10 protein-coding genes and 1 pseudogene are annotated in these 13,379 nt (G+C 45.1%); 5 read left to right on the top strand and 6 right to left on the bottom strand.

From position 1 onward, the window contains the following. Nucleotides 1-24: 24 nt before the first annotated feature. On the bottom strand, nt 25-1,710 hold the full coding sequence (gene ilvD, locus OKC24_RS07835) for a dihydroxy-acid dehydratase (RefSeq protein ID WP_265464945.1): 1,686 nt from the start codon (nt 1,708-1,710) through the stop codon (nt 25-27). 178 nt (nt 1,711-1,888) lie between these two features. Here ilvD (OKC24_RS07835) and OKC24_RS07830 point away from each other — a divergent pair, with 178 nt between their 5' ends. After that, the gene (locus OKC24_RS07830; RefSeq protein ID WP_265464944.1) at nt 1,889-2,119 is read left to right on the top strand and encodes a hypothetical protein; all 231 of its coding nucleotides are present in this window, start codon (nt 1,889-1,891) and stop codon (nt 2,117-2,119) included. Nucleotides 2,120-2,588: 469 nt separating this feature from the next. On the opposite strand, the gene ilvD (OKC24_RS07825) is transcribed toward OKC24_RS07830, so the two are convergent. Next, on the bottom strand, nt 2,589-4,418 hold the full coding sequence (ilvD, locus tag OKC24_RS07825) for a dihydroxy-acid dehydratase (protein ID WP_130145337.1): 1,830 nt from the start codon (nt 4,416-4,418) through the stop codon (nt 2,589-2,591). A gap of 427 nt (nt 4,419-4,845) precedes the next feature. Between ilvD (OKC24_RS07825) and OKC24_RS07820 the strand changes: the two are divergent. The 3 genes and pseudogenes from OKC24_RS07820 (at nt 4,846) to rsmB (ending at nt 8,126) form a co-directional block, all read left to right on the top strand. Continuing rightward, nucleotides 4,846-5,717: pseudogene (locus OKC24_RS07820) on the top strand (IS5 family transposase). A gap of 142 nt (nt 5,718-5,859) precedes the next feature. Continuing rightward, nucleotides 5,860-6,822 (top strand): methionyl-tRNA formyltransferase, encoded by a 963-nt coding sequence (gene fmt, locus OKC24_RS07815; RefSeq protein WP_265464943.1) that lies wholly within the window; start codon nt 5,860-5,862, stop codon nt 6,820-6,822. Further along, nucleotides 6,819-8,126, top strand: a complete 1,308-nt coding sequence (gene rsmB, locus OKC24_RS07810; RefSeq protein ID WP_265464942.1) for a 16S rRNA (cytosine(967)-C(5))-methyltransferase RsmB — start codon at nt 6,819-6,821, stop codon at nt 8,124-8,126. Before fmt ends, rsmB begins: the two co-directional genes overlap by 4 nt. Nucleotides 8,127-8,223: 97 nt before the next feature. On the opposite strand, the gene OKC24_RS07805 is transcribed toward rsmB, so the two are convergent. The 3 genes from OKC24_RS07805 to OKC24_RS07795 all read right to left on the bottom strand — a co-directional run bounded on the left by OKC24_RS07805 (nt 8,224) and on the right by OKC24_RS07795 (nt 10,315). Next, nucleotides 8,224-8,367, bottom strand: coding sequence for a methionine/alanine import family NSS transporter small subunit (locus OKC24_RS07805; protein ID WP_005012345.1), 144 nt, complete (start codon nt 8,365-8,367; stop codon nt 8,224-8,226). 1 nt (nt 8,368) lies between these two features. Beyond that, the gene (locus OKC24_RS07800; RefSeq protein ID WP_130145331.1) at nt 8,369-9,856 is read right to left on the bottom strand and encodes a sodium-dependent transporter; all 1,488 of its coding nucleotides are present in this window, start codon (nt 9,854-9,856) and stop codon (nt 8,369-8,371) included. Between the two features lie 300 nt (nt 9,857-10,156). Continuing rightward, on the bottom strand, nt 10,157-10,315 hold the full coding sequence (locus OKC24_RS07795; RefSeq protein ID WP_165381168.1) for a hypothetical protein: 159 nt from the start codon (nt 10,313-10,315) through the stop codon (nt 10,157-10,159). A gap of 248 nt (nt 10,316-10,563) precedes the next feature. Between OKC24_RS07795 and OKC24_RS07790 the strand changes: the two genes are divergently transcribed. Beyond that, nucleotides 10,564-11,256 (top strand): TIGR04219 family outer membrane beta-barrel protein, encoded by a 693-nt coding sequence (locus OKC24_RS07790; protein WP_130145329.1) that lies wholly within the window; start codon nt 10,564-10,566, stop codon nt 11,254-11,256. A gap of 286 nt (nt 11,257-11,542) precedes the next feature. Here the strand turns inward: OKC24_RS07790 and OKC24_RS07785 are convergent, their stop codons facing one another. Then, nucleotides 11,543-12,916 (bottom strand): MFS transporter, encoded by a 1,374-nt coding sequence (locus OKC24_RS07785; protein WP_130145327.1) that lies wholly within the window; start codon nt 12,914-12,916, stop codon nt 11,543-11,545. Nucleotides 12,917-13,379 lie beyond the last annotated feature (463 nt).

Genomic DNA, 13,379 nt, shown 5'->3' with positions numbered 1-13,379 from the left:
AGCAACTTGTTAGAGAATGATCAATTATACATCTAAATTCAGATCCGTAACTGCTCCTTTCTCAGCCCCTGAAGTCAATTTTGCAAACTTGGCTAAGGCGCCATGAGTATAATTCGGCTTAGGCTTGACCCAAGCCGCCTTGCGGGCTGCAATTTCATTGTCCGACACATGCCAGGTCATTTCACGGGTTTCGGCATTAATGGAAATTTTATCGCCATTTTTAACCAGTCCAATCGGCCCGCCTTCATAGGCTTCCGGTGTGACATGGCCAATCACGAAGCCATGGCTGCCGCCGGAAAAACGGCCATCAGTCAGCAGCGCTACAGATTTGCCTAAGCCTTTGCCAATAATCGCTGATGTCGGTTTCAGCATTTCCGGCATGCCCGGCCCGCCTTTCGGCCCTACACCGCGGATGACCACCACTTCCCCTTCCTGCACTTCGCCATCCAAAATGCCGCGCATGGCGCCCTGTTCACCTTCAAACACCCGTGCGGGGCCTTCAAAGAACAAGCCTTCCTTGCCGGTAATTTTAGCGACCGCCCCCGTTGGCGACAGGTTGCCTTTCAGCACGACCAGATGCGAGTCTTTTTTAATCGGCGCATCAAAGGGCAGAATAATCTGCTGGCCTTCCGGATAGTCTGCGATATCCGCCAAATTTTCCGCCAAGGTTTTGCCCGTCACCGTTAAGCAAGAGCCGTCCAGCATGCCGGCATTCAGCATGCGTTTCATTAACGGCTGAATGCCGCCAATCGCAATTAACTCTGACATCAGGTATTTGCCCGATGGGCGCACATCCGCCACCACTGGGATGTCTTTGCCGATGCGGACGAAGTCATCCAAGCTAAGTTCCACGCCCGCCGTATGCGCCATGGCAATCAAATGCAGTACGCCATTGGTTGAGCCGCCCAAAGCAATCAGCACTTTAATGGAGTTTTCAAACGCTGCTTTGGTCATAATGTCACGCGGCTTGAGATCAAGGCGCAGCAGATTCATGACCGCTTCGCCTGCGCGCTGGCAATCAGCCAATTTATCCGCTGAAACGGCTTCCTGCGCCGAAGATCCCGGCAAGCTCATCCCCAAGGCTTCAATCGCGGAAGCCATCGAATTGGCCGTATACATGCCGCCGCACGAACCCGGCCCCAGCAGCGCGACTTCTTCAATCTGCTTGACCTGAATTTCATTAATTTCGCCTTTGGCGTGCTGACCGACTGCTTCAAATACCGAGATCATGTCGGTATGGCCTGCGCCCGGTTTAATGGTTCCGCCGTAAATAAATAAACCCGGACGGTTTAAGCGCGCCAGCCCCATAATGCAGCCGGGCATGTTTTTGTCGCAGCCGCCAATCGCAATCACACCGTCATAGGCCTGACAGCCCACCACGGCTTCAATGGAATCCGCAATAATTTCCCGTGACAGCAAAGAGTACTTCATGCCTTCGGTGCCATTGGAAATGCCGTCTGAAATGGTGATGGTGTTGAAAATAATGCCTTTGCCGCCAGCAGCATTCACGCCGTATTCCGCTTCGCGCGCCAAGCCGTCAATATGCATATTGCACGGCGTCACATTGGCCCATGTTGATGCAATGCCAATAAAAGCGCGGGTAAAGTCTTCATCCTGAAAGCCTGTTGCGCGCATCATGGAACGGGCTGGCGCATTTTCAATGCCTTCATAGACGGGGGCTGAATGTTCGCGGATATTTTCTTTACTCATTGTTATGTTCCTTGGCGATGGCTGATTCTAAGCTTCAGCCTTTGGCGAATTGTTTTGCATTTATTGTATAGAAATAAGACAGCGCAACATAGTGAACCTCTTTCGAAAATCCAAAATGATCACGAAACCGCTCATAAACTAAATATTAAAAGTCTCTTCTTTTTTCGGGATAAGGAGCATGGCTCCGCAAAAGGATGAAGGTTTTTTTCATATCAATCCTCTCCCTAGCCCTCTTCTTTTAAAAGCAGAGGGAATGTCCCTTCTTTCCCTTCTGCAGCGCATAAACCAGCTGAAGCAAACGCCATTTATGTTATTTGATACGCGGCAAGACCATCTGCAGCTGTTCGAGGCAGGTCTAAAATTAATATTGAATATTTCTGTGATTAACTTAAAAAATGTGGGTATTTGACGAGTTTTGCAGTGAGGAGCAATACTCCGTAAGATAGTTTCCTTGCGAAGCTTCGCTTCTCATTTTGCCAAAACAAAAGTAACATTTGCTTAAAAAAGATAGGGCACCGTCGTACCCTACCGTCCAATTTAAAAACTTAGATTGTACGAACTGTATATTTCATAAAACACATCATATGTACCATATAAAATTTCATTATAAAAAAAGTATTGATATAGACCTTAGATTGTTTCCCATACAGCCTCAAATTACCTGATTAATTTCTAATGTTATCTCGTAGGCGCTTTTTACTTTTGACAGGCCAAAAGTAAACAAAAGCCCTTATTTGCCCGATATGGCTCCCTGCCATACGGACAAACGTGCGACTTCCTGTCACCCCCCTACTTAACAAAAACTGGGAGTTTTAAAATAATTTTTTGCATAAAAAAGCACCCCATGCGGAGTGCTTTTTGACTTAAAAATCTAAACTTTAGATTTCACGTACTGCGCCTTTAGAAGCACTTGTGGTATGCATCGCATAGGCTTTCAAGGCTTTAGAGATTTTACGCGGACGCTCTTCCGCAGGCTTCCAGCCTTTGGCTTCTTGCGCTGCACGGCGCGCGGCCATGGTCGCTTCATCAACGGCTAAGTGGATGGTGCGGTTTGGAATATCGATTTCGATACGGTCGCCATCTTCTACCAAACCAATCGCACCGCCTTCAGCAGCTTCTGGAGACACGTGGCCGATCGAAAGGCCTGATGAACCGCCAGAGAAACGGCCGTCCGTCAATAAAGCGCACTCTTTACCTAGGCCCTTCGATTTCAAGTAGCTGGTTGGATACAGCATTTCCTGCATACCTGGGCCGCCGCGCGGACCTTCGTAGCGAATTACAACCACATCACCGGCTTTAATTTCATTGCCCAAAATGGATTCAACTGCTGAGTCTTGACTTTCAAAGACACGCGCTGTGCCGTTGAATTTCAAGATTGAATCATCTACGCCGGCCGTTTTGACGATACAGCCATCCAGCGCGATGTTGCCGTAAAGCACAGCCAAACCGCCGTCTTGTGAGAAAGCATTGGCCGCATTACGGATCACGCCATTTTCACGATCACCATCTAAACGCGAATAGTAGCGGTTTTGTGAAAATGCCGTTTGCGTTGGCACGCCGCCCGGTGCAGATTTAAAGAAGTTGTACACCTCTTCATCTTCTGTACGGATGATGTCCCATTTGTCCAAGGCATCTTTCAAGGTTTTTTCATGCACGGTCGGTACGGAAGTATCCAATAAACCGGCACGGTCTAACTCACCTAAAATTGACATGATGCCGCCGGCACGGTGTACGTCTTCCATATGCACGTCTTGTTTTGCCGGTGCAACTTTACACAATACCGGCACTTTACGTGACAAACGGTCAATGTCGGCCATGGTGAAATCAACTTCAGCTTCGTGCGCTGCTGCCAATAAATGAAGCACGGTATTGGTTGAACCGCCCATTGAAACATCAAGGGTCATCGCATTTTCAAAGGCTGCTTTAGTGGCAATTGAACGCGGCAATAAGCTGTAATCGTTTTCTTCATAATGGCGTTTGGTAATTTCAACAATCAATTGGCCCGCACGCTCAAATAGTTTTTGACGGTTGGCATGCGTCGCAAGTGTCGAGCCGTTGCCTGGAAGCGATAAACCGAGTGCTTCAGTTAAGCAGTTCATTGAGTTTGCAGTAAACATGCCTGAACATGAACCGCAGGTTGGACATGCTGAACGTTCATATTCAGCCACTTCTTCATCGGTGAAGCTGTCATCGGCTGCAACAATCATGGCATCAACAAGGTCAATAGCATGCTCATTGCCGCGGATCTTCACTTTACCCGCTTCCATTGGCCCGCCCGAAACAAACACCACGGGAATGTTGAGGCGCATAGAGGCCATGAGCATCCCTGGGGTAATCTTGTCACAGTTTGAGATACACACCATGGCATCGGCGCAATGCGCATTCACCATATATTCTACAGAGTCTGCAATCAAGTCACGTGAAGGCAGTGAATACAGCATGCCGTCATGCCCCATCGCAATACCGTCATCAACCGCAATGGTATTAAACTCTTTGGCTACACCGCCTGCCTGTTCAATTTGGCGCGCGACCAATTGACCCAAGTCTTTCAAATGCACATGACCGGGAACGAATTGCGTGAATGAGTTGACCACCGCAATAATCGGCTTGCCAAAGTCTTCATCTTTCATCCCCGTCGCACGCCATAAACCGCGTGCGCCAGCCATATTTCTTCCGTGTGTCGATGTTTTTGAACGATAGTCAGGCATTATATATTTCCAACAAAGTTTGAGCTTGAAATGAATCAGACAGATTCATTTTGGCTAAATCATACTGACCATGATGTTAAATCAGTCGAATTTCACACATATCATACTACAAGCCATTGTTTTTCAAGATGACCCATTCGTTGAATAAAACGGCAGATATGAGTATAGGTGCGTCTCGACGATCTGACGACAAGAATCTTTAATGAAATCTACTATAACGCCATCACTCCAGATTCATTGCAAAACTTTCATGAATAATTTTTAAATTTTATATAAATATAATTTATTAAAAATCCAAAATTTATCAATCTTAAGTTATAGAAAAAGCTTCCGAAGAAGCTTTTGAATTAGAAATCTTATTTCTGCTTGATGAAATAAAGGCCTAAGCACTTTTTACCTTCCAGATCGCTGCATAATTCAGCCGTTTTTGCCGAAATCCATTTCAAACCTAAACGGATTTGTGCCTTGCTATTATAATCGTGCCTTAGTAAATAGAGGAAATATCTCAATTTAGTTTGATCCTAGCACTCAGTGGTATGAACAGCCGCAAGGCAAACACGGACGAAATCAAACTTATTCAGATGATCCATCCAATGCTGTCTTATGATCAAATCTCTATTTCGCCTTTCTTTGCGAATGGACACTGGCCCTTATTCAACTCTGTGGTTTAGGTTGGACAGCTCTAGATTACTCGACAATCTGTAGAAGGCAAATGCATATTAATCTTACGGTTGGCTATCAAAAAGCAGCGATGGCTTATATCTCCTCGTCGATTTTATTGGCTTGAAGTTTTTAGGTGAAAGCGAATGGAAAAGGAAAAACATTAGCCTGAATATCATCGCCAATGGCATAAACTGCATATCGGTATAGAGGCTAAAACCTTGCAAATACGGGCTGTACAGTTGACTGCGAACAATGTTAGCGATTCACAAGTCCTTGGCGATTTATTTGATCAAATTCCACCAGAAGAGCACATTAATTATGTTTATACAGATGATGCCTATAATACAAAACAATGCCGTCAGGTCATTGCGGATCGGCAGGCGCATGCGGTGATTCCGCCTAAGAAATTCGCTAAAACGAAATGAATGACTTCGAACAGTTAAACGTTTAGGCTGGGCGATATGAAAAAACTGGTCTGGGTATCATCGCCAAAGTTCGGTTGAAACCAAAATGCATTGCATAAAATTATTGGGAGATAAACTCAGTGCTGGGAACTTTCAAAACCAAGTAAATAAGATTCACGCACGTGCAGCAGTACTCAATAAATTTGCGGAGCTAGGCCGACCATGTACCTAAGTTGTCACTTAAATTTGGTGACTTAGGGAAACTCTATTTTTTAAATCTTTGTGCAACAAAGCCTTAATTAACAAATTTTGGCTGACAAAGGTTTTTTGAACCATGTTTGATATAATCAACTTTTAATTTTTTAGGCATACATGTGAAAATCGTCTTTGCGGGTACACCTGAATTTGCAGCTGAAGCACTGGCTGCGCTGATCAATACAGATCACGAAATTATCGCGGTCTATACTCAGCCTGACCGCAAAGCTGGGCGCGGACAGAAGCTGACAGCATCTGCTGTCAAGCAATTAGCCCTCGAACACAATTTGCCGGTTTATCAGCCCTTGCACTTCAAAGCATCAACTGAAGAAGGCTTGGCTGCGCAAAAAGAATTAGCTGAATTGAATGCCGATATCATGGTTGTAGCCGCCTATGGCCTGATCCTGCCTCAAGCGGTTCTGGATACGCCTAAATACGGCTGCCTGAATATTCATGGCTCATTATTGCCCCGCTGGCGAGGCGCCGCACCCATTCAGCGCGCGATTGCGGCGGGAGATGCAGAAACAGGCGTAACCATCATGAAAATGGCGGCAGGCCTGGATACTGGCGACATGATGTATAAAACCATTTGCCCAATAGACGCAACCGACACGTCAGCAAGCCTGCATGATAAATTAGCGCTTCAAGGCGCGGAGGCAATCGTTGCGGTTCTCGAATCTGAAGAAAAGCTTAAGCATTACTTGGACACCCGTGAAGTTCAAGACGAATCACTTACGGTCTATGCGCATAAATTGTCTAAAGCGGAAGCAAAAATTGACTGGTCTCTGGATGCGGTCGGCATTGACCGCAATATCCGCGCATTTAACCCATGGCCTGTAGCCTTTATTCCGCTGGACGAAAGCAATAACCTGCGTGTTTGGGATTCAATGCTGTCTGAGCAAAATGCTGCCGGAAAGGCGCCAGGTGCTATTCTCTGTTTAGACAGCCTTGGCGTTCATGTGGCTTGCGGCAACGAAAAGGCCGTTTGCCTCACCAGCCTGCAATGGCCCGGCGGTAAAGCGTTAAATCCAGTTCAAATTAATCAAACTCAAAAACTATCAGCAGGAAATACATTCGCATGAGTCAAATTCAATCGTCTGCAAAAAATTTGAATTTGCGTGCGCAAGTCGTTAAGACATTACTGGCCGTACAAAATGGGCAATCTTTAACATCCGTCTTAAACCAGCATATCAATATTGTTTCTGAACGTGACCGCGGCTTGTATCATGAGCTCAGCTTAGGCTGCTTGCGCCAATGGTATTCCTTAAAAGCCATTACCCTGCCCCTGCTCACTAAGCCTTTAGACAATGAAGCCTTAGAAAGCTGTTTATATTTAGGTTTATATCAGCTGTTATGCACGCGCATTCCTGCACATGCAGCAATTTCTGAAACCGTCAACGCGGTCAAACAATTAGGCTTTGAGCCGATGAGCGGATTGGTCAACGCCATTCTGCGCCGTGTTTCACGTGAAACAGAGGAATTTCAAACGGCCTTGGGAAATAGCCATGGCCTGCCAAGCTGGCTGTTCAAGCGCCTGAAAAAAGACTGGCCAGAACAGCTGACGGAACTCTGTCAGAATCTGAAGCAGACTGCACCGCTGACCCTGCGCGTCAATCAGCGTCAAATCAGCCGTGATGAATATCTTGAAATTTTAGATGAAGAACAGATCGGCGCGCATGCATGTGATCTTTCAGATGCCGGCATTGTCCTTGAGCAAACAGGCAATATTACCCAACTGCCGGGTTTTGAAGAGGGCGGTTTTTCAGTTCAGGACGAACATGCGCAACTGTGCGCCATGCTGCTGCCCAATCTGGATGACAAAATTGTCGTGGATGCCTGCGCTGCACCGGGCGGTAAAACCGCGCACATTTTAGAACGCTTCCAGCCTAAAAAATTGATTGCGCTGGACCATGACGCCAAGCGTTTGCTGCGTGTTTCTGAGAATTTAGAGCGTCTGGAATTAAACGCGCAGGCTGATGTCGAAATTATCACCGCAGATGCAGCCAAATGGACTGCGCCAGAACCTGTAGACTGCATTGTGCTGGATGCGCCATGTTCCGCCATTGGCGTCATGCGCCGCCACCCGGATATCCGTTTGCTGCGCCAGTCGGCCGACATTCAGCAAACTGCAGATTTGCAAAAGCAGATTTTGAATCATATGTGGGGGCAATTGAAAGTCGGCGGTACACTGCTGTATATCACATGCTCTATTTTAAAAATTGAGAATGAACAGCAGATGGTGAATTTCTTTGCCGAACATGCAGATGCCGAAGAAATTAAAATTGAAGAAAATTGGGGGCTGGCGCAAATTCACGGCCGTCAACTCTTGCCTGAGAATGGTTTTGGCGACGGTTTCTATTATTGCCGAATCCAGAAAACCGCTTAACGCTCCTTGACGCTCTTCCCCCCGCTTAAAAGCAGAAGCTGAACAGGCGCGGATTAAAAAAGCAGGCTGTAAAGCCTGCTTTTTTTGAGGATTATTATTAAAGCGTGTGCTGGTCCTTCACATCTTCCAATACATCATCCAGCTCTTCCGGGTTCTTCATTAAATGCAGAATGGACAACGCCAATCCGCCCCATAAAAACACCATGGAAATTACCATCATCACAATTGCGGAAGTATTCATCTTAACGCTCCTCACGGTCTTTCATTTGCGCCAAAATAACAGCAACCACGGCACAGAACATCACACAGCCCCAGCCAAATATCCATTGAAGGCTGGCGCTGTAATCACCATAGCCTTTCATCAGCAAATGGTAAACCGTCATGGCCAGCGTCACCAGCAGAATCAGTGACGTGATCACCGTTAAAGTGAAATCCCAGCCCTTGCCCAATTTTACCGTAGAAATGGCATTCACATGATTTTTAATTTCCAGCAGCGCCGAGCGCTTAAACCAGGCAATACAGACAATGGACAGTAAAGCGCCGCCAATAATGCCGATGTTATTGATGAAATGATCAATAATATCCACCAGCTTAATTGAGTTCACACTGGAAAACAGCGCAATAGAAACCACTGCGCTTCCGCCGCCGACAATCGTTACCGCTTTTCTACGGCCCCACTTCAGCTTATCCATCATGGCAGCAATTGGAACTTCCAAAATACTGACCATTGAGGAAATGCCCGCGACAAAAAGCGAAGTGAAGAATAAAAAGCCAAAGAGGTCTGAACCAGAACCCATGCTGGAAATAATTTTAGGGAAGGCAATAAAAGCTAAGCCAATTCCGCCGCTTACCACATCTTGAACATTTGAATTTGCGGTATAAGCCATAAAGCCCAGCGCGGCAAAAATACCGATGCCTGCTAATATTTCAGTCGATGCATTTGCAAAACCAACGATTAAGCCTGAACCGGTCAAATTGGTTTTCGGCTTTAAATAAGACGCATAAGTCACCATAATCCCGAAGCCTACAGACAGCGAGAAGAAGGTATGGCCATAGGCCGCCAGCCAGACTTTGTAATCCATCATGGCGGCCCAGTTTGGCGTAAAGAAAGCATTTAAGCCCGCTGCAGCGCCTGGCAAGCGCAATGCCTGAATGACTAATACTGTAAACAGCACAAATAATAACGGCATGAAAATTTTATTTGAAAGCTCTACGCCTTTTTTCACTCCGCCGTATAAAATCACCAGCGTCAGCGCCCAAATGCCTGCCAATGGCCAAAAGATATGGCTGACAAATCGGGGATCAAAGCCAGCTGCATCACTGGTCTGTAAATAGGTCTTAAAAAAGAAGCCTTCTGGATCGTGGCCCCACATTTGGCCAATCGAGAAATACACATAGCTGCCGGCCCAAGTCAGCACGCTGGCATAGTACAGGCCAATAATGATGCACACGCAGACTTGCCACCAGCCCAGAGTCTCGCCTCCGCGGAACAGCTTGCGGTATGCTTTTGGCGGCGAGCCGGTGCTTTTATGGCCTATCGCGTAATCTAAGAATAACAGCGGTAAGCCCGCAGTAATTAAAGCAATTAAATATGGAATTAAAAATGCGCCGCCGCCATTTTCATAGGCAACATAAGGGAAACGCCAAATGTTGCCAAGCCCTACTGCAGATCCGACGGCTGCAATAATAAAGCCCGATCGTGACGTCCAGTTTTCACGAGTATCTGTCATAAAATGTCAACCTTAGGCTTCTTTTGATGCTGCTTTTTTATCGATTATTCGCAAGCCGCAAAAGTGCCATTAAAAAAATAATTCTGTGTATTTGAACATAGCGCACCGCCTTTTGAGCGGTGTCGGCTAATTGCAAACAGGAAAATTCTGCTAAATCTTGCTTAAAGTTCTTTACAGATATTGACCTTTATATGAACTAAACAATACCGTCTTTTAAGCAAATTTTCTGTAATTTGTGGCTGAAATATTCACTTTTCATAATATATTTCTATTCATTTGAACAAATTATCAGCTTATTTTTTATACATTATTATTTATAAATAAACAAACTTTTTGGAATGCATTTGCCGCTTGCATCAATCCGTCTTTAAACCGCGCGGCTAACCGGCATTCAGCACAATATAAAACCGCTTTTTCAGCTCTTTTATATGCATCCCAAGCGTTTTTTTCACTATTCATCAAATGCCGCTCTGCATCACCCCCATTTCAGCATGTCCGTCTGCCCTTTTAGCGCATTATTCATGTGATTTCCTTCATTTTTTATAAGTAAATCACAGTCCTAACGCTTAAATAGCGTATTTTTGAGAACAAACAGGATTCAGATTTTCTTTTCGCAGGAGCACATTCAAGCTATGATGCGCGTGGAATATGGGCACTTTTCAGCCGCCTCAAACTTTTAAAATTATTTTTCATAGATGGGATGCAACATGAAAGCTTTAAAACTCCTTTGCGCGATTCTGGGCATAACGGCGCTGCATAGCGCGCATGCTGATTTTATTGGACTCAAAGGCAGCATTGATTACTGGCAATACAATGCGGATCTGAGCCATCCGCAGCACAATCCCTCTCAGTCTGAACTGGATGATGACCGCGGACTTGCTTTCTCTGCTGCCATTGAACATCCTGTACCCTTTTTGCCCAATGTCAAAATTAAGCATATTAATCTGCAGGCAGAAAGCGCAGAAAGCTTTTCTGATGTTCATCGCAACCAGCTCGATATCAATTACTCAGACTTTATTCTGTATTACGAAATATTGGACAATATTATCAACGCGGATGTAGGCGCAGGTGTGAAAAGCATTGAGGGTGATATTCGCCATAACTACACTTTCACGCAAGATATCAGTGAAACCCTGCCTATGCTGTACGCGCAAGCAGGCGTGAAATTGCCTTTGACTGGATTGAGCGCTAATGCTGAAGTCAGCGTAGCCGGATTGAATCATGAGCAAGTCACGGATGCTCAGGCTGAACTGAAATATAATTTTATTGATTCTGTTTTAGTCGATGTCGGCGCAAAAATCGGTTACCGCATTCTGGATATTCAATTGAAAAAAGATTCAGATGACGAAGCTAAACTGAAGTTTAAAGGCCCATATTTAGGCATAGAAGCCCATTTTTAAATGCATTGACATGTACGCAATCGCTTACAAGCGCTGACGAAAAGCAGTGCTATACAGCCATGCTGAATTCAAATATATTGGGATCATACAGAGACAGGATGTCTCAAAAGAGCAAAATTAAAAGAATAAAATTAAAGAAAGCAGGAAGCTTAGACCGAACAGGAGTTCAGTCGAAAACTGATACGAAAAAGCCCTTGGCAGGATACCAAGGGCTTTTTTCTTTGCAGCCCGATTCTTTTAAGAAAAAAAGGCCCCTATAACATGAGCCTTTTAATCAAGCATGAAATTAACCCAATGAGCGCTGTGCCTTTAACGCCTTTTTAGACAAAGCCGCGGCTTGAATCTCTTCAACGTCTGTTTCACTTTTACGGATAAAGAACACCGCAACAGCCGCAATCACCACAGGAATGCCAACCGCCATAAAGTTGATTTGATGCGGCAATTCTTTAGCCAACAGAATACCAATCAAAATGGGCCCGACAATTGCCCCCGTACGGCCAACTGCAGACGCCCAGCCGATTCCTGTTGAACGCACAGATAACGGATAATATTGCGCCACATAACTGTACAGCAAAATTTGTGAGCCAATGGCAGAAGCACCTGCAACAGCGACAAGGAAATAAATAACAGGCTGCGGCGAGTTGAAACCCAGCAGCGACAATGCAACCGCCCCTGCTAAACATAAGCTGATAATCACCGGCTTTAAGTGGAATCTATCCGCTAGAATACCGCCGCCGACAGTCCCGATCACTGCACCAATATTCATCGCCAGCAGAAACATTAAGCTGCTGCCCATCGAATAGCCTGCCGCCATCATCAATTTAGGCAGCCAGCTGCCTAACGCATAGAGCGTCAATAAGCACATAAAGAAGCAAAGCCAGAATAAAGCTGTACCGATACCCCGGCCTTGCTGATACAGCGCTTTAACTGTTGTTCCGCCTGGCACAGTCACTTCCGACAGTTCAAGCTGTGTATCAGCACTCAAAGGCTGCTCAGGAGAAATCTTTTTCAGAATTTGACGCGCTTCATCATGACGCTTGACCTTGACTAAAAAAGTCACTGATTCAGGCAAAAATTTCCATACAAATGGCAATAACAGCAGTGGAAAGCCCGCAATGAAGAACATAATCGGCCAGCCAAAGCTTGGGGTAAACCATGAGCCAAACAGCGCTGCCATAATCCCCCCCATGGCATAGCCGCTGAACATGGTTGTCACCAGCGTACTGCGCAGCTTTTTCGGCGCATATTCCGAAGTGAGCGCTACAAGATTAGGAAGTACACCGCCGATGCCTAAACCGGCTAGAAACCGCAAGGCGCCAAATTCAGTTGGATTCGATGCAAAGCCGCCTGCAAAAGTAAAACCGCTGAATAAAAATACGCAAATCATAATGACCTTTTTACGGCCAATCTTATCTGCCAGCGTGCCAAACAGCATCGCGCCAAACATCATACCAGCCAATGCCGTACTTGCCAGCATGCCCGCTTGAACTGTAGTCAGCCCCCAATCTTTCATCAACAGCGGCAAAGCCACGCCATTAATTGCTAAATCATAGCCATCAAATAAAATTAAAATTAAGCACCAAAGCATGATGCTTAAATGTGATTTTGTAAATTTTGCATTATCTATGGCATTATTCACATTCATTGTGTTTGCCGACATGAGACCTCACCTCCAATTGTGAGATTAATTTCGGTTTACAATGCGGTTTTGAATGGTCTTTGTCCAAAATTTCAAAGGTATCACCTCATACCTTTAAAATATAAAAATCATAATTGGTAAGAAAATGTCAGAAAAAGCTATAAAAAATAAGAATATTTATTTAATACTTAAGCGATGAACCATGGGTCTAGTTTTATTTTATATAAAAATCAATACCTTAATAATAAAGATTCAACAATCAGACAATAGATGATTTGATATAAAAATTGGCAGTTTTAATCAGATAATCTATAAAATTATGAAGGCCTAAACTTATAGCCGCATTTATCCCTCAAATGACAAAAAGAATCAGACTAAATCATAATAAAACTAAGATTAAAGATAATGCCTAGAATAAAGATATCAATATTAGGCTTCTGCACCGCATTGAAGCATGCGCGCAGGCAGCTGAACTCTATTTAAA

The sequence above is a fragment of the Acinetobacter entericus genome, assembly GCF_026168575.1.
In the GTDB taxonomy this organism is placed as follows: Bacteria; Pseudomonadota; Gammaproteobacteria; order Pseudomonadales; family Moraxellaceae; genus Acinetobacter; species Acinetobacter bouvetii.
The sequence above is the reverse complement of the archived record's forward strand: the minus strand, read 5'-3'. Positions and strand labels throughout refer to the sequence as shown.